Genomic DNA, 16,014 nt, shown 5'->3' with positions numbered 1-16,014 from the left:
CGCCATGCCAGGCAGGTCAAGCTGGTATCACCGCAATGCCAGGCAGGTCGGATTAGCGCCCTGCGCGTAATCCGACACAGCGCTTCCCTGCGCCAGCTTGAACACGGCCAGCGCCGTACCCAGTTGCACGGCCTGTTCCTGCAGCGATTCGGCGGCCGCCGACGCCTCTTCCACCAGCGCGGAGTTTTGCTGCGTCATCTGGTCCATGCTGCCGATGGCCACGCCGATATCGCCGATGCCGGCGCTTTGCGCCTGGCTGGCGGTACTGATTTCGGCCATGATGTCGGCCACCTTTTTCACGGAATCGACGATCTGGCCCATGGTCAGCCCCGCCTCGTCGACCAGCTTCGAACCGACATTCACCTTGGCCACCGAATCGCCGATCAATTGCTTGATTTCGCGCGCCGCTGCCGCGCTGCGCTGCGCCAGGTTGCGCACTTCGGATGCCACCACGGCAAAGCCGCGCCCCTGCTCGCCCGCGCGCGCCGCTTCCACGGCCGCATTCAAGGCCAGGATATTCGTCTGGAAGGCGATGCCGTCGATGACGCCGATGATGTCGACGATGCGTCTGGATGAATCATTGATCTCGCCCATGGTGGTGACTACCTGGCTGACCACCTGCCCGCCCTTCACGGCAACCGAAGATGCCGACACCACCAGTTCATGCGCCTGGCCCGCGTTGGCGGCATTGTCGCGCACGGTGGAGGTCAGGCTGTCCATGCTGCGCGCCGTCTGATCCAGGCTGCCCGCCTGCGATTCCGTGCGCGCGGCCAGGTCCGCATTGCCCTGGGCGATTTCGGCGCTGGCCACCTGGATGGTTTCGGCCGACGCCTTGATACCGGACACCATGCCGGCCAGCCGGCCGCGCATCTCCTTCAATGCCGCCAGCAGACTGGCCTGGTCGCCCGCCTCGGTGGCGATCTCCATCGACAGGTCGCCATCGGCCACGGCGCGCGCGATCTGGCGCGCATATTCGGGTGCGCCGCCCAGCTGCTGCCAGATGGCGCGCACGACGAAATGCGACACGGCCACCAGGCAGACGATGACGGCCAGCGCCACGGCGATGCTGGTATTGAGCGCATTGCGCACATTCGCCGCACTGCGTTCGATGCCCTGCTTGAACTGCAATTGCGCCTGTTCGTTGGTCTTTGCCAGGTCCGTGTTGAGCACCGCCAGCGCGCCCTGCATGCGCGCCACGGTCGCTTGCGGGTCGCCCTCTTCCATTTCCAGCATGATGCGCGCCGCACTCAGGGCCGGCGCATAGTAGGCATCGAATTCTTTTGCCAGGCGCAGGCCCTGCTCGCGCTGGCCAGGGATCGCCGCGAAGTCGCCCAGCCTGGCGCGCAGCTTGACTGCCTGGCCGCCGACTTGCCCGATACGTTCCTTGTCGCCTTCACTGACGGCATCGCGCAGGGCGTCGCCGACGGCGGCCACGTCCAGGGTCAGCGACTTGGCCATGTCGAGCACGGGATAGTCGGCACTTTCCGTGGCGTGGATGGAATTGAGCGTGGCCGTGGACAGGTAGGCGCTGACGGCCAGCCCCAGCCCGAAAATCACGGCCGAGACGACAGGCAGCGCCCATATCTTGCGTTTGATGCTCATTGCTGTCTCCTGATGTTATCTCGTGCAAAAGACGGCATGCGTCGCCGCATGCCGTCATGGCGGCCTTATGGCGTCGTCAGCACCACTTTGACGGTGCCGTCGACGGCACTCTTCTCGATATAGCCGATGGCTTTCGGATCGGCGGCCACGGCCTTCTTCACGTCGGCGCTATTGGCCACTTCCTTCGGCAAGGTCGCCTTGCCCGTGAAGACCAGCTTGGACCACAGGGCCTTCGCCTGCGACGGCTCCTTGTCCGTCACCTTCTTGTAGAACTCCGCGCGCACGGGGGCGCTTTCCGGCTGGTCGACCGGCGTCATGGCCGTCGATTTACCGAGGAAGAATTGCGCCACCTGTTCGTTCGTCATGGCGCCGGCGGCGCTCTTCGGATTGACCACCACGACCACTTCGGCCATGACGGGAACAGCGGTCGACAGCGCCAGCAAGGCAGCCACATTCAAGATCAATGGTTTCATGCGGCGCTCCTTAGAAAACGAAATCGATGGCGGCGGCAGCCACCGTGACGGGGCCATGGAAACCCGGCTTGGCTTGCACGAACAGGCCCGGGCCATTCTTCGGCTTGATGCGGTCGATCTGCACTTTCAGCGCGGCCGAACGGTGGAAGTCCCAGCGCACGCCGATGCTGTCCGTCGATTGCTCCAGCTGATTGCGCATGTACGCGAGGGTGTCGACGCCGGCCGACAGGGCGCGCAAGGTCGGCGTGCAGGCGGCTGGATAACCGGCAGGACAGGATGCGGGCACGGTGTTGTTCACGCGGCCATCGGCCTTCAGGCTGGCGTGGCTGTAGTACGGCAGGAAGGCGCCGATGCGGTAGCCGCCCATCACGTACCACGAGGTGCTGTCGCTGACATAGCTGTCCGTCTTGCGCTTCGCATATTCGGACTGCACCAGCACATTGTTCCAGTCCAGGCCCAGGCCCACGGACGTAAACGATGCCTTCTTGTCCTTGACTTCCAGCGCATCGGCCAGGGCGCCCAACTGGGCGATCCTGTAGCCGCTGCCGGCCGCGCGCAAGCTGCCCATCAAGGTATTCAGGCTGGGCGAATCGTTGATCGTCAGTTTGGTCTCGGCCCGGCCGAAACGCACGGTGACGGGACCATGTTCGGCCACCACGTTAAGGGCGACGATGGACTTGCCTTCCACCTGCACGGTCGAATCAGGCCCCGTGGCCAGGGTGGCCTTGGTGCGGCCCAGCGCCAGCTGCGTGGTGATGCTGGTGTCGCCCGCGCTGAACTGGTAGGTGCCATCGATGCCGTCGATGCTGTTCAGGGGAACCTGCGAATACATTTCGCCGGGCGGACGCAGCATGGTGTTGGCATAGCCGACGTTACGGTAATCGGAAATCATGAAGACAGGCAGGCCCATGCGGCCGACGCGCACGCTGAAGCTGTCCGATACCTTGGCCTTGGCAAAGGCCCACGCCAGTTCGGCGCCAAAATCGTCTTCGCCATCCTTGCGCGCCAGCCCTTGCACGGTGGCCGACAGCCAGGGATTGACGGTGACATTGGCCTGCAAGCCCAGGTTGGAATCGACGCCCGTGCGGGCGGTGCGGCCTGCGCCGGCAGCCTGGTTCGGGCGCGCGAACTGCGCGCTGTCGGTATCGGCCATGGTCATGGCGGCGGTGCCGTAACCGCTGATCTTGACCGCAGGACCAGGGGCCTCTTCGGCATAGGCATGGCTGATGGCCAGGGGCATGGCCAGCAGGAAAATCAGGACGTGTTTATTCATAGTAATTAAATACCCGTAGCGGTGAACGTTAATCGTGGAATGGGACTCGCGGTCGATGGCTCACCGGCCGTAAAAGGCCGGGTCCGTTTTTTTCGCGCCGCCATCGCCTTGGGCGTCCATGGCGGCGTGACCAGTGAGTAAAACCATGCTACAGAGAAAAGGTTTTACGTTGGAAAGTTTTCTTGAGGCAATGAGCGAATTCGCCCATTTCCATGAAAAAAGCACGCGTTCTAGAGGGGTTTATCTAAATAGCACGCCGTGCAAAACCACACTTAGAGCCTATCCCAGTAGATGAATACATCCCCCGCTGGCGCGCCTCAGAAGCGGGGACTGCGTTGATCGTCGTCGCGTGGCTCGCCACGCGTCCTCCTCACGCCTTGTCCGCGCTCCTGATCCGCTGCCAGCAGAAGACGCTCCCTACTGGGATAGGCTCTTAGCCTATATTTTTCATACACTTATGGATAATTCAAGACGAAAAGAATCCGCATAAAAAAAGCGCCGCCCGCGCGAAGATCGCGGGCGGCGCCGTTCAAACCAATCCTGCCAGAGACGCTTACTCTCGGACTTACTCGCGCTTCGACACCAGGGTCAGAATATCGTAGCTGGCCACCAGTTCCTCGTTCTGGTTCGTCACCTGCACGTCCCACGCGACCACGCCCTGGCCCACGCCAAACACGTCCTTGCGGTTGCGGTCGACCTTGCGCTTGCACGTCAGGCGGGCGCGGATGGTGTCGCCAATCGCCACCGGCGCGACGAAGCGCAGGTTGTCCAGGCCATAGTTGGCCAGCACAGGACCGACGCCTGGCGAGACGAACAGGCCGGCGGCGGCCGACAGCACAAAGTAGCCGTGGGCGATGCGCTTGCCGAACTGCGATTCCTTGGCCGCGATTTCATCGAAGTGCATGTAGAAGAAGTCGCCCGAAATGCCGCCGAAGGCGACGATGTCCGCTTCGCTGACGGTGCGGCGGTGCGTGAGCAGCGAGTCGCCCGTCTTCAAGTCCTCGAAGTGCTTGCGGAACGGGTGGATCGGGCTTTCATTGACGTCCGCGCCGCGCACGTATTCGCCGGTGATGGCCGCCAGCATGGTCGGCGAGCCTTGCACGGCCGCCCGTTGCAGGTAGTGGCGCACGGCGCGCACGCCGCCCAGCTCTTCGCCGCCGCCCGCGCGGCCAGGGCCGCCGTGCTTCAGTTGCGGCAGCGGCGAGCCATGGCCCGTCGAATCGACGGACGCCACGCGCTCGAGCACATGCACGCGGCCATGCGTGGCCGCCACTTGCGGCACCACGCGCGCGGCGATCTTCGGATCGCGCGTCACCAGGGTGCTCACCAGGCTGCCCTTGCCGCGCGCTGCCAGGGCCAGCGCTTCATCAATGTCCTTATAGCCCATCATGGTGCTGACCGGGCCGAACGCCTCCACGTCATGCACGGCATCGTTGCCGAAGGCGTCGCGGCACAGCAGCAGGGTCGGCGAGAAGAAGCTGCCGTCAAGGACACCATCGCCCAAAGGACTAAAACCGTCAGCCGCGCCGAACACCACTTCATTACCTTGCGACAGGGTGGCGACCCGTTCGGCCACGTCGTTCTGCTGTTCCTTCGACGCCAGCGCGCCCATGCGCACGCCCTCGATGGACGGATCGCCCACCACCACCTTGGCCAGGCGTTCGCGCAGGCGCGTGCCGACGGCGTCCATCAGGTGCTCGGGCACGATGATGCGGCGGATGGCCGTGCACTTCTGGCCCGATTTCCCCGTCATCTCGCGCACGACTTCCTTGACGAACAGGTCGAATTCCACGTCGTCTGGCGTGACGTCCGGCGCCAGGATGGCGCAATTGAGCGAATCGGCTTCGCCGTTGAAGGGCACGGATTGGGCGATCAGGTTCGGATTCGTGCGCAGCTTGGCGGCCGTGGCGGCCGATCCCGTGAATGTCACGAAATCCTGGCCATTCAGGCGGTCCAGCAAGTCGCCCGTGGAACCGATCACCAGCTGCAAACTGCCGGCCGGCAGCAAGCCCGATTCATGCATCATGCGCACGACGGCCTGCGTCAGGTAACTGGTCGCCGTGGCCGGCTTGGCGATGCAGGGCATGGCCGCCAGGAAGCTGGGCGCGAATTTTTCCAGCAAACCCCAGATGGGGAAATTGAAGGCGTTGATGTGCACGGCCAGGCCGCCGCGCGGCACCAGGATGTGCGTGCCGGCGAAACCGCCTTTCTTGCCCAGCGCGATGGCCGGGCCTTCGTGCAGCACGTTCGACGACGGCAACTCGTGGCTGCCCATGCTGGCGTAGGCGAACAGGGTACCCGTGCCGCCTTCAATATCGACCCAGCTGTCGGCACGCGTGGCGCCCGACAGGTGCGAAATCGCATACAGTTCTTCCTTGCGCTCGACCAGGTACAGGGCCAGCGCCTTCAGGCGCGCGGCGCGCTGCTGGAAGTCCAGCGCCATCAGGCCCGGCACGCCCGTCTTGCGGGCATACGTGACGGCTTCGTCGAAGTCGATCTTTTCCGCATGCGTGTGATAGATGACGCGGTTGTTCAAGGCGCTGTGCAAGGGCACGGCAGCGCTTTCGCCCAGCCAGCGGCCGGCGATCAGGCTTTGCAGGGTGGATATATGAGCCATGTGGTTTACTCCTATGTTGGTTTACTGCGTGCTTACTGCGCTGCTGCGTTCTTGTGCAAATGCAGCGGCAAGGCGGATTCGAAATTCAGGCGCTGGCGGCCGGCCTCGACTTCCGTCAGGGCCTCCACCTCGCGCATCGTCTGCATGGAACGCACGGCCAGTTCGTGATATTGGCCCGTGCCCGAGCTTTTCCATTTGATTTCATCGTCGGTCAGCGCGCGGATGATCTTGGCCGGCGTGCCCACCACCATGCTGCGCGGCGCGACGATCATGCCCGCCTTCACAAAACTCATGGCCGCGACGATGGATTCCTCGCCGATGACGGCGTTATCCATCACCACGGCGTTCATGCCGACGAGCGCATTGCGGCCGATGCGGCAGCCATGCAGCACGGCACCATGGCCGACATGGCCGTCGACTTCGACCACCGTGTCGCAGCCGGGGAAGCCGTGCATGACGCAGGTGTCCTGCAGGTTCGCGCCCTCCTCCAGGATCAGGCGGCCGAAGTCGCCGCGGATCGAGGCCAGCGGACCGATATAGCAGCGCGGACCGATGATCACGTCACCGATCAGCACGGCCGACGGGTGCACATAGGCGCTGGGGTGGACGACGGGGGTGACGCCGTTGATTTCGTAGACTTTGACCATACTCACTTTCCAATACACATGTTGCGCAAGCTATTTCTAAACGCAACGTAGAGCTGGGGTCAGACGGGGACGCCGGGTCCCGACGGGTCTGACCCCGGATTTTCACATGCCCAGATAGGCACTTTGCACCTGCTCGTTATGCAGCAATTCAGGCCCCGGACCGGACAGCGTGATGGCGCCCGTCTCGATCACGTAGCCCACGTCGGCGATCGACAGGGCGGCGTGCGCGTTCTGCTCGACGAGGAAGATGGTGATGCCCTGGTCGCGCAGCTCGGCCACGATGCGGAATATCTCCGCGATCAAGAGCGGCGCCAGGCCCATGCTCGGTTCATCGAGCAGCAGCAGTTGCGGACGGCCCATCAGCGCGCGCGCCATGGCCAGCATCTGCTGCTGTCCGCCCGATAACGTCCCGGCCAGCAGCAAGCGCTTTTCCTTCAGTATCGGGAACAGGCCGTACATGCGCTCCATGTCACCGGCCACGTCCTGCGGTGGGCGTGTAAAAGCCCCCAGGCGCAGGTTGTCTTCCACCGTCATGGGGCCGAACACTTGCCGCCCTTCCGGCACCTGGCAGATGCCGGCGCGCACGCGCCTGTCGGCGCTCATGCGGCTGACGTCCTGGCCGGCGAAGGCGATGCTGCCGGCGCTGATCGGCTGCACGCCGGAGATCGCCCGCAGCAGGGTTGTCTTGCCGGCGCCATTCGCGCCCACCAGCGCCACCAGCTGGCCCTGACGCACTTGCAGGTCGATGCCGTGCAAAGCCTGGATGCGGCCATAATGACTGGTCAGGCCGGCGATATCGAGCACCAGCGGAGTCTGAGGTTTTTCCATTGTCATCATGCTGCCACCCCCAGATATGCCGCCACCACGTCGGGATTGGCGCGCACTTCGGCGGCGGTCCCTTCGGCCAGCTTCTTGCCATAGTCGAGCACCAGGATATGGTCCGACAGATTCATCACCAGTTTCATGTCATGCTCGACCAGCACCACCGTCACGCCCGATTGCGCCACCTTGCGGATCAAGGTTTCGATCTCGCCCGTTTCCGTGTGATTCAGGCCAGCGGCCGGTTCATCGAGCAGCAGCACTTTCGGCTTGGCCGCCAGCGCGCGGGCAATTTCCAGGCGCTTCAAGGCGCCATACGACATCTGTCCCGCCTCGTCATCGATATGCCGGCCCACGCCGACGAATTCCATCAGGCCCGCCGCCTCGTCGCGGCAAGCCGCATCCGCGCGGCGCACGGACGGCAAACGCAGCATGGAAGCGAACAGGTTCTGGTTCAGGCGCAGATGCGCGCCCACCATCACATTGTCGATAGCCGTCATGTTCATGCACACTTGCAGGTTCTGGAAGGTGCGGCTCATGCCGCGCCGCGCCAGCGCATCGGGCGGCATGGCGGCCACGTTCTCGCCATTGAGCAGGATTTCTCCCTTGCTCGGCGTGTAGACGCCCGTGATCAGGTTGAACAGGGTCGTCTTGCCGGCGCCGTTCGGTCCGATGACGGAGTGGATATTACCCTCCTTGACGGTAAAGCTCACATCCTGCACCGCGTGCACGCCGCCGAAGCTCTTGCTCAGATTGTTAATCGTCAACATCTCATACCTCCTGCGCCGGTGGTTTTGCCGCGCCTTCGGGGGCCTTGGGCGCCTGCGGCACCCCTGCCCGTTTGCGTGATCGGCTGGCCAGGCTGGGCACGAGGCCTTTCGGCATGAAGATCATGGTGGCCATCAGGATCACGCCAAACACCACCGTTTCCCAGCCTTCAAAACTGGACAGCAGCTGCGGCAGGATCGTCAGCAGGGCCGCGCCGATGATGGAACCGAAGATCGACGCCATGCCGCCCACCACCACCATCGTCACCAGCTCGATCGAGTGGAAGAAGCCCGCCAGGTTGGGCGTGATGAAACCGATGTAATGGGCACTGATGCTGCCCGCGATGCTGGCAATGACGGCCGACAGCACGAACACGCGTACCTTGAAGCGGGTCGTATCGACGCCGACCACGCGGGCCGCCACTTCCGAACCATGGATGGCCTGCAGCGCGCGGCCGACAGGCGAATCGATCAGGTTCAGGGCCAGCCACGTCACCAGCAACAGCAGCACGGCGCACAGGATGTACCACGATTTTTCGCCGGCGATTTCCAGCCCGGCGACCGAGAAGGCGGACACGCCGATGCCGTCCGGGCCGCCCGTCCACTGCGTCTCGTTGTTGATGACGATGGAAATGATGATGCCCAGGCCCAGGGTCGCCATGGCCAGGGTGTGGCCCTTGAGTTTCAGCACGGGACGCGCCAGCAGCAGGGCCAGCAAGCCCGTGGCAACCGCTCCTGCGGCCAGCGCGGCCAGCGGCGGCCAGTTGTAGTGCGTGGTCAGCACGGCAGACGCATACGCGCCCAGGCCGTAGAAACCGGCGTGGCCCAGGCTGATCTGGCCCGTATAGCCCATCAGCAGGTTCAGGCCGATGACGACGATGGCGTTCAGGGCAATGCGAATCGCCACGTCATAATAGAACGCATTGGTGAGGAACAGGGGCAGGATGGCCAGCACCAGGGCCAGCAACAACAGGCCACCGTGGCGTGAGCGGGTAAAGAAACTCTTCATACACGCTCCGAATTTTTAGCGCCAAACAAGCCTTGCGGCAGGAAGAACAGGATCAATAAAATCAGCACGAAGGGCACCGCATCCTTGTAGGCCGAGGAGATGTAGCCGGCCGTCATGGCTTCGGCGATGCCGAGGATCAGGCCACCGGCAATCGCGCCCGCGCCGCCACCCAGGCCGCCGAGGACGGCGGCGACAAAGCCTTTCAGGCCCAGCATGATGCCCGCGTCATACGAGGTGTACGTGATAGGGGCAACGAGGATGCCGCCGGCAGCGCCCAGCAGGGCCGACAGGCCGAACGAGAACAGCAGCACCTTGCGCGTGTTGATGCCCACCAGTTGCGCGGCCAGCTTGTTGTGCGAGGTGGCCAGCATGGCCTTGCCCATCAGCGTGCGGCCGAAGAACCAGCCCAGTACCAGCACGATGACGACGGTGACGCCCAGCACCCACAGGCTTTGCGGCAGCAGGCTGGCACCCAGGAATTCGATCGGCGCGTCGCCGGAAAACGCGGGCAGCGAATGCGTGTCCTTGCCCAGCCAGATTTGCACCAGGCCGCGCAGCACGAGCGAGGCGCCAATGGTGATGATCAGGAGCGTGATGACCTGTGCATTTTGCGCCGGTTCGATCACGGTTTTTTCCATCAGCAGGCCAACGATACCGGTGGCGATGACGGCCAGGATGATGGCCAGCGGCAGCGGTACGCCGGCGGCCGACATCACGGCAGCCAGCATCCCACCCAGCATGATGAATTCGCCCTGGGCGAAATTAATCACGCCGCTGGTGTTGTAGATGATGGTGAAGCCCAGCGCCGCCAGCGCGTAGGCGGAACCGACCGTCATCCCGGAATACAGAAATTGTAGAAATTGTGCGACTTCCATGGTGTCTCCATTATGTTCGGCTATGCGCGGACCGCCTTCGAGGGCGGCCCGCGCAGGTACTTCTCGCTTACATCATTTCGACAATTGCCATTCGCCGTTCTTCACTTCGACCATGCGGAAAGCCGACAGATCCAGGCCCATGTGGTCTTTGGCCGACATATTGAACACTCCCGTGGTGCCGACAAAACCCTTGGTCGACTCCAGCGCCGCCCGCACTTTGTCGCGGTCCGTGCCGCCGGCGCGCTTGATGGCGTCGACCGACAGGTTCAGGGCGTCGAGCGCATAGCCGCCAAAGGTCGATGGGTCGATCTTGTAGCGGTCCTTATACGTCTTGTCGTAGCCGACGACGATCGCCTTTTGCGCATCGCTGTCCGGCAGCATGGCGCCGATCAGGAGGGCTGGCGTCGGCAGACGCACGCCTTCGGCGGCCTTGCCCGACAGTTTCAGGTATTCGTCAGACGCCACGCCATGCGACTGGTACAGCGGCAGCGCGGCCATGCCCAGCTGGCCATAGTTCTTGGTCACGACCGCCGGGCCCTGGCCCAGGCCGAAGACGAAGACGGCTTGCACGCCAGCAGTATTCTTGATGCGCGTGAGCTGCGCAGTGATGTCCGTGTCTTTCGGGCCGTAGGTTTCATCGGCCACCAGCGTGATGCCGTATTTCGAGGCGACGATTTGCGATTCCTTGCGGCCCGAAGCGCCAAATCCGCTCGTTTCCGACAGCAGGCCTACCTTGCTGATGCCGCGCTTCTTCATGTCCTCGAACACCTTCTCGGCCGCCATGCGATCCGTATGCGGCGTCTTGAACACCCATTTCTTGACCGGATCGATGATGACCACGGCGCCCGCCAGCGAGATGAACGGCATGCTGGCGCGCTCCACCAGCGGCGCCATCGCCATCGTCGCGCCGGTGGTGGTGCCGCCGATCAGTACATCGACCTTGTCGGACTCGATCAGGCGCTTGGTAAAACCGTTGGCCTTGGCGGCATCGCTGCCGTCATCGTAATGCACGAGTTCCAGCTTGCGTCCCAGGACGCCGCCGGCCGCGTTGATCTTCTCGATATACAGCTGCAGGGTTTTCAGTTCCGGGTCGCCCAGGAAGGCGGCAGGCCCCGTGACGGACAGCACGGAACCGATCTTGATGTTATCGGCCGCATACGCGCCCACGGCGGACATGGCCAGCACGCCGGCGATCAGGGGTTTCTTGAAGATATTGGCAATCATTGTGGTCTCCACCAGGTTGGCACTACGGTCAAATTGGGTGGTGCTATCTTGCACCTTGTTTTATATACTGCTTTTATACGCGTTCAATAACGACGGCAATACCCTGCCCCACGCCGATGCACATGGTGCACAGCGCATAGCGCCCGCCCGTTCGTTCCAGCTGGTTCAGCGCGGCCATCACCAGGCGCGCGCCCGATGCGCCCAGCGGGTGGCCGATGGCGATCGCACCGCCATTCGGATTTACGTGGGCCGCATCGTCCGCCAGCCCCAGGTCGCGCGTCACCGCCAGTGCCTGCGCCGCAAACGCTTCATTGAGTTCGATCACGTCCATCTGCTCGATGCTCAATCCCGTTTGCGCCAGCACCTTGCGCGACGCGGGCGATGGACCAAAACCCATGATGCGCGGCGCCAGGCCGGCCGTGGCCATGCCCAGTACCTTTGCGCGCGGCGTCAGTTTGTATTTGTCGACGGCGGCGGCGGACGCCAGCAGGATGGCGCAGGCGCCATCGTTCAAGCCCGAGGCATTGCCGGCCGTGACCGTGCCGTCCGGCTTGACCACGCCCTTGAGCTTTGCCAGCATGTCCAGCGAGGTGTCGGGACGCGGATGTTCATCCATCGTCACCATTTTCGGTTCGCCTTTTTTTTGCGGCACGGCGACGGGCACGATTTCGCGCTCGAACACGCCTGCCGCGTGGGCGGCCGCCCAGCGCTGCTGGCTGCGCAGGGCCAGCGCATCCTGGTCGGCACGGCTGATGCCAAATTCCACGGCCACGTTTTCCGCCGTTTCCGGCATGGTGTCGATGCCGTACTGCGCCTTCATCTTGCCGTTCACAAAACGCCAGCCCAGGGTCGTGTCTTCGATTTTCGCCGCACGCGAAAACGCGCTGTCGGCCTTGCCCATCACGAAAGGCGCGCGCGTCATGCTTTCCACGCCACCGGCGATGATCAGTTCCGCCTCGCCCGCCTTGATGGAACGGGCAGCCATGCCGACGGCATCCAGGCTGGAGCCGCACAGGCGGTTGATGGTATTGGCGGGCACTGCCGCCGGCAAGCCGGCCAGCAGCGCAGCCATGCGGCCCACGTTGCGGTTGTCCTCGCCCGCCTGATTGGCGCAGCCGTAGAACACGTCGTCGATGGCGGCCCAGTCGACGGACGGGTTGCGGGCGATCAGCGCGGCAATCGGCAACGCACCCAGGTCGTCCGCGCGCACGCTGGACAGCGCGCCGCCATAGCGGCCAAACGGGGTGCGTACGGCGTCACAGATAAAAGCGTCATTCATGTCTGGTTCCTTGTTCGGGCGGGCTATCAGGAAAAAATCTTCGGGCGCTGGTCAACCACGCGGCGGGCCTTGCCCGTCAGGGTGCGTTCGATGCCGGCGGCGGCCACGAGGCGCACGCGCGTGCTCACGCCCACGTGTGTCTTGATGCGGTGTTCCAGCTCGCGCGCCAGCGCGTCCGTTTCACTGGCCGAGATGGTGGCAGTGAGGTCGATACGCAGCTCGGCCACCACTTCCAGCTTGTCGAGGTGGCCGTCGCGCGTGACCACCAATTGATACTGTGGCGCCAGCTTCGGCATTTTGAGGATCAGCTCTTCGATCTGCGTGGGGAAGACGTTCACGCCGCGGATGATCAGCATGTCGTCCGAGCGGCCCGTGATCTTGCCGATGCGGCGCATCGAGCGCGATGTCGGCGGCAGCAAGCGGGTCAGGTCGCGCGTGCGGTAGCGGATGATGGGCAGCGCTTCCTTCGACAGCGAGGTAAACACCAGCTCGCCCTCTTCGCCGTCCGGCAGCACTTCGCCCGTTTCCGGATCGATGATTTCCGGGTAAAAATGGTCTTCCCAGATGACGGGACCGTCCTTGCTTTCGATGCATTCGGATGCCACGCCAGGGCCCATCACTTCGGACAGGCCGTAGATGTCGACGGCGTCGATGCCGGCACGCGCCTCGATTTCCGAACGCATGGCGTCCGTCCACGGCTCGGCGCCGAAGATGCCCACCTTCAGCGACGATTCGGCCGGGTCCAGACCCTGGCGCGTGAATTCCTCGATGATGTTGAGCATGTACGATGGCGTAACCATGATGATCGACGGCTTGAAATCCTGGATCAGTTGCACCTGCTTTTCCGTCTGCCCGCCGGACATCGGAATGACCGTGCAGCCCAGGCGCTCGGCGCCATAATGCGCGCCCAGGCCGCCCGTGAACAGGCCATAGCCGTAGGAGATATGCACCATGTCGCCCGCGCGGCCGCCGCCGGCGCGGATCGAGCGCGCCACCACGTTGGCCCAGGTATCGATGTCGTTCTGCGTGTAGCCGACCACCGTGGCCTTGCCCGTGGTCCCGCTGGACGCGTGGATGCGCACCACCTGCTCGCGCGGCACGGCGAACAGGCCGAACGGATAATTGTCGCGCAAGACCTTTTTATCGGTGAACGGGAATTTGGCCAGGTCGGACAGCGATTTCAGGTCGTCCGGATGCACGCCCGCTTCGTCAAAAGCGGCGCGGTAATGGGGCACGTTGTCATACGCGTGCTTGAGCGTCCATTTCATGCGTTCGAGCTGCAGCGCCTGCAGTTCATCCTTGCTGGCGCGCTCGATCGGCTCGAGGTCATTCGGTGCTGGGGTTCTCTGGACCATCTCTGTCTCCTGATTCGGTTCTATAACTATGTAATTCGTTCCGGCAGTTCAAGCCTGCTCTCGTACCTTCAATTGCTGATGACTTCACCCGCCACGCGAATCGACTTGCCACGGAAGAGCGCAATGGCGCGCCCTTCCTGGTTGCTGACCTTGACGTCGTAGACGCCGCTCTTGCCGGCCAGCGCCTGCTCGACGGCGTGCGCCGTCAGCACGTCGCCTTCGCGGCCCGGCGCCAGGTAATCGATGGTGCAGCCGGCTCCCACGGTGTTCATGTTGTAGCTGTTGCAGGCAAAGGCGAAGGCGCTGTCGGCCAGGGCAAAGATAAAACCGCCATGGCAGGTCTGGTGGCCATTGAGCATGTCTGGACGCACCGTCATCGTCATGCGCGCATGGCCGGGTCCCACTTCGGCCAGGGCGATGCCCATGGCGGCGGTGGCGTTATCGCGCGACAGCATGGAGGCAGCGGCCGCTTCGGCCAGGGCTTGTGCGGTCATGTTGTGGTCTTCATTCGGCATGGAAGCGATCTCCATTGGCAAGTTTGCGGCGCAGCAGCGGCGAGACCCGGTAGCGGTCTTCGCCATAGCCTTGCGCCAGGTGGTGCAGCACCGACACGATGTGCTGGACGCCGACGGCATCGGCCCAGGCCAGCGGTCCACGCGGATAATTGACGCCCTTCTGCATGGCGATATCGACGGCGGCCACCGTGCACACGCCCTGGTTGACGGCGTCGGCCGCCTCGTTGGCCAGCATGGCGACAGTGCGCATGACGGCCAGGCCAGGCACGTCGTCCAGGCGCGTGACGATGAAACCGGCCGCCTGGAACAGGCCGACGACGGCCGCATAGGCGGCGTCGCTGCACTGGTCGGCGCGGGCCACGGCAATGCGCCTGGCACCGGCGTAATCGAGCGCCAGGTCGAACAGCACCGTGTCCGGATGCTGGTTGTCGTGCGCGCGCTGGGTGGCGCTACGGCCATCGGTCAGGTAAATCGCGGCGCCATGGCAATGCAGGGCCGGCGCCTCGTCGTGCGCCTGGCCTTCCTGCGTCACGCGGCGGCTGACGGTGATGCCCGCCTGCTCCAGGCGCTGCACCAGGCTGTGGATGATGCCGCTGTGGCCACGGCCATCGCCACCGATGGCGGCCGACAGGGCGACGAATTCTGGCTTGGCCTGCGCGCCTTCCGCCTGCGCCACGGGGGCAACGGCACCTTCGCCATACAGGTAAAAACCACGGCCCGATTTGCGGCCGAGGAAACCGGCGTTGACCATTTCCTGCTGCAGCACGGACGGCGTGAAGCGCGGATCGTTGAAATAGGCGCCGAACACGGATTGCGTGACGGAGAAATTCACGTCGTGGCCGATCAGGTCCATCAGCTCGAATGGCCCCATGCGGAAACCGCCCGCTTCGCGCAGCACGGCATCGATGGTGGCGGCGTCACCCGCCTGTTCGTTCAGCAGGCGCCAGCCTTCCGCGTAAAACGGACGGGCGACACGGTTGACGATGAAGCCGGGCGTCGATTTTGCATGCACGGGGTTCTTGCCCCAGGCAATCGACGTGTCATACACGGTGGCGGCCACTTGCTCGCTGGTGGCCAGGCCACTGATCACTTCGACCAGCGCCATCAGGGGTACAGGATTAAAGAAATGCATGCCGACCAGGCGTTCCGGGCGGCGCAGCTTGGCGGCGATGGCCGTGACGGAAATCGACGACGTATTCGTCGCCAGGATGCAGTCGTCGCCGACCAGCGCTTCCAGTTCCGCGAACAGACCGCGCTTGACGTCGAGGTTTTCCACGATGGCTTCCACCACCAGGGATGCATCGCTCACATCGGCCAGGCTGCCGGCCGCCTGCAGGCGCGCCGTGGCGGCTGCCGCATCGTCGGCCGTCATGCGGCCCTTCTCGGCCAGCTTCGCATACATCTTGCCGATATCGGCCAGCGCCTTGCTGACGGCTTCTGCGCGCGTGTCGTACAGTTTTACGCGGTAACCGGCGGCGGCGGCCACCTGCGCGATGCCGGCGCCCATGGCGCCGCTGCCGATGACGGCGACGATACTGTTGTTGTCCAAAGCTGCCATA

The 16,014-nt window shown here is 63.9% G+C and carries 14 protein-coding genes; all 14 read right to left on the bottom strand.

Translation table 11 applies throughout. The features are described 5' to 3' along the window. Positions 1-27 precede the first annotated feature (27 nt). Entirely contained in the window at positions 28-1,602 is a 1,575-nt protein-coding gene (locus IGS58_RS02075) for a methyl-accepting chemotaxis protein (protein ID WP_230520555.1), read from the bottom strand. Between the two features lie 65 nt (positions 1,603-1,667). Further along, entirely contained in the window at positions 1,668-2,075 is a 408-nt protein-coding gene (locus IGS58_RS02070) for a hypothetical protein (RefSeq protein WP_230520554.1), read from the bottom strand. 10 nt (positions 2,076-2,085) lie between these two features. Beyond that, entirely contained in the window at positions 2,086-3,348 is a 1,263-nt protein-coding gene (locus tag IGS58_RS02065; protein ID WP_092607639.1) for a hypothetical protein, read from the bottom strand. Between the two features lie 565 nt (positions 3,349-3,913). After that, positions 3,914-5,965 carry a phenylacetic acid degradation bifunctional protein PaaZ gene (gene paaZ, locus IGS58_RS02060; RefSeq protein WP_230520553.1) on the bottom strand — a complete coding sequence of 684 codons (2,052 nt, stop codon included), beginning with the start codon at positions 5,963-5,965 and terminating at the stop codon, positions 3,914-3,916. A gap of 32 nt (positions 5,966-5,997) precedes the next feature. Beyond that, positions 5,998-6,612 (bottom strand): phenylacetic acid degradation protein PaaY, encoded by a 615-nt coding sequence (paaY, locus tag IGS58_RS02055; protein ID WP_034780378.1) that lies wholly within the window; start codon positions 6,610-6,612, stop codon positions 5,998-6,000. Between the two features lie 102 nt (positions 6,613-6,714). Next, positions 6,715-7,446: an ABC transporter ATP-binding protein gene (locus tag IGS58_RS02050; RefSeq protein ID WP_099389076.1), complete on the bottom strand. Its 732-nt coding sequence runs from the start codon at positions 7,444-7,446 to the stop codon at positions 6,715-6,717. Next, the gene (locus IGS58_RS02045; RefSeq protein WP_034780381.1) at positions 7,446-8,201 is read right to left on the bottom strand and encodes an ABC transporter ATP-binding protein; all 756 of its coding nucleotides are present in this window, start codon (positions 8,199-8,201) and stop codon (positions 7,446-7,448) included. Before IGS58_RS02045 ends, IGS58_RS02050 begins: the two co-directional genes overlap by 1 nt. A 1-nt stretch (position 8,202) precedes the next feature. After that, complete coding sequence (locus IGS58_RS02040) at positions 8,203-9,207, bottom strand: branched-chain amino acid ABC transporter permease (protein ID WP_211548255.1); 1,005 nt, start codon at positions 9,205-9,207, stop codon at positions 8,203-8,205. After that, positions 9,204-10,082 (bottom strand): branched-chain amino acid ABC transporter permease, encoded by an 879-nt coding sequence (locus IGS58_RS02035; protein ID WP_034780386.1) that lies wholly within the window; start codon positions 10,080-10,082, stop codon positions 9,204-9,206. Before IGS58_RS02035 ends, IGS58_RS02040 begins: the two co-directional genes overlap by 4 nt. Before the next feature lie 72 nt (positions 10,083-10,154). Beyond that, complete coding sequence (locus IGS58_RS02030) at positions 10,155-11,306, bottom strand: ABC transporter substrate-binding protein (protein ID WP_230520551.1); 1,152 nt, start codon at positions 11,304-11,306, stop codon at positions 10,155-10,157. 73 nt (positions 11,307-11,379) lie between these two features. After that, entirely contained in the window at positions 11,380-12,585 is a 1,206-nt protein-coding gene (gene pcaF, locus IGS58_RS02025) for a 3-oxoadipyl-CoA thiolase (RefSeq protein ID WP_092607624.1), read from the bottom strand. 26 nt (positions 12,586-12,611) lie between these two features. After that, positions 12,612-13,940, bottom strand: coding sequence for a phenylacetate--CoA ligase PaaK (gene paaK / locus IGS58_RS02020; protein ID WP_070254579.1), 1,329 nt, complete (start codon positions 13,938-13,940; stop codon positions 12,612-12,614). A 68-nt stretch (positions 13,941-14,008) separates the two neighbouring features. Further along, on the bottom strand, positions 14,009-14,434 hold the full coding sequence (gene paaI / locus IGS58_RS02015; RefSeq protein ID WP_370385414.1) for a hydroxyphenylacetyl-CoA thioesterase PaaI: 426 nt from the start codon (positions 14,432-14,434) through the stop codon (positions 14,009-14,011). Positions 14,435-14,444: 10 nt separating this feature from the next. Further along, positions 14,445-16,013, bottom strand: coding sequence for a 3-hydroxyacyl-CoA dehydrogenase PaaH (paaH, locus tag IGS58_RS02010; RefSeq protein ID WP_230520550.1), 1,569 nt, complete (start codon positions 16,011-16,013; stop codon positions 14,445-14,447). Position 16,014 lies beyond the last annotated feature (1 nt).

The sequence above is a fragment of the Janthinobacterium sp. EB271-G4-7A genome (assembly GCF_020858075.1).
Lineage (GTDB): Bacteria > Pseudomonadota > Gammaproteobacteria > Burkholderiales > Burkholderiaceae_D > Janthinobacterium > Janthinobacterium lividum.
Note: the sequence above shows the minus strand (reverse complement) of the source record. Positions and strands in the feature narration are given on the sequence as shown.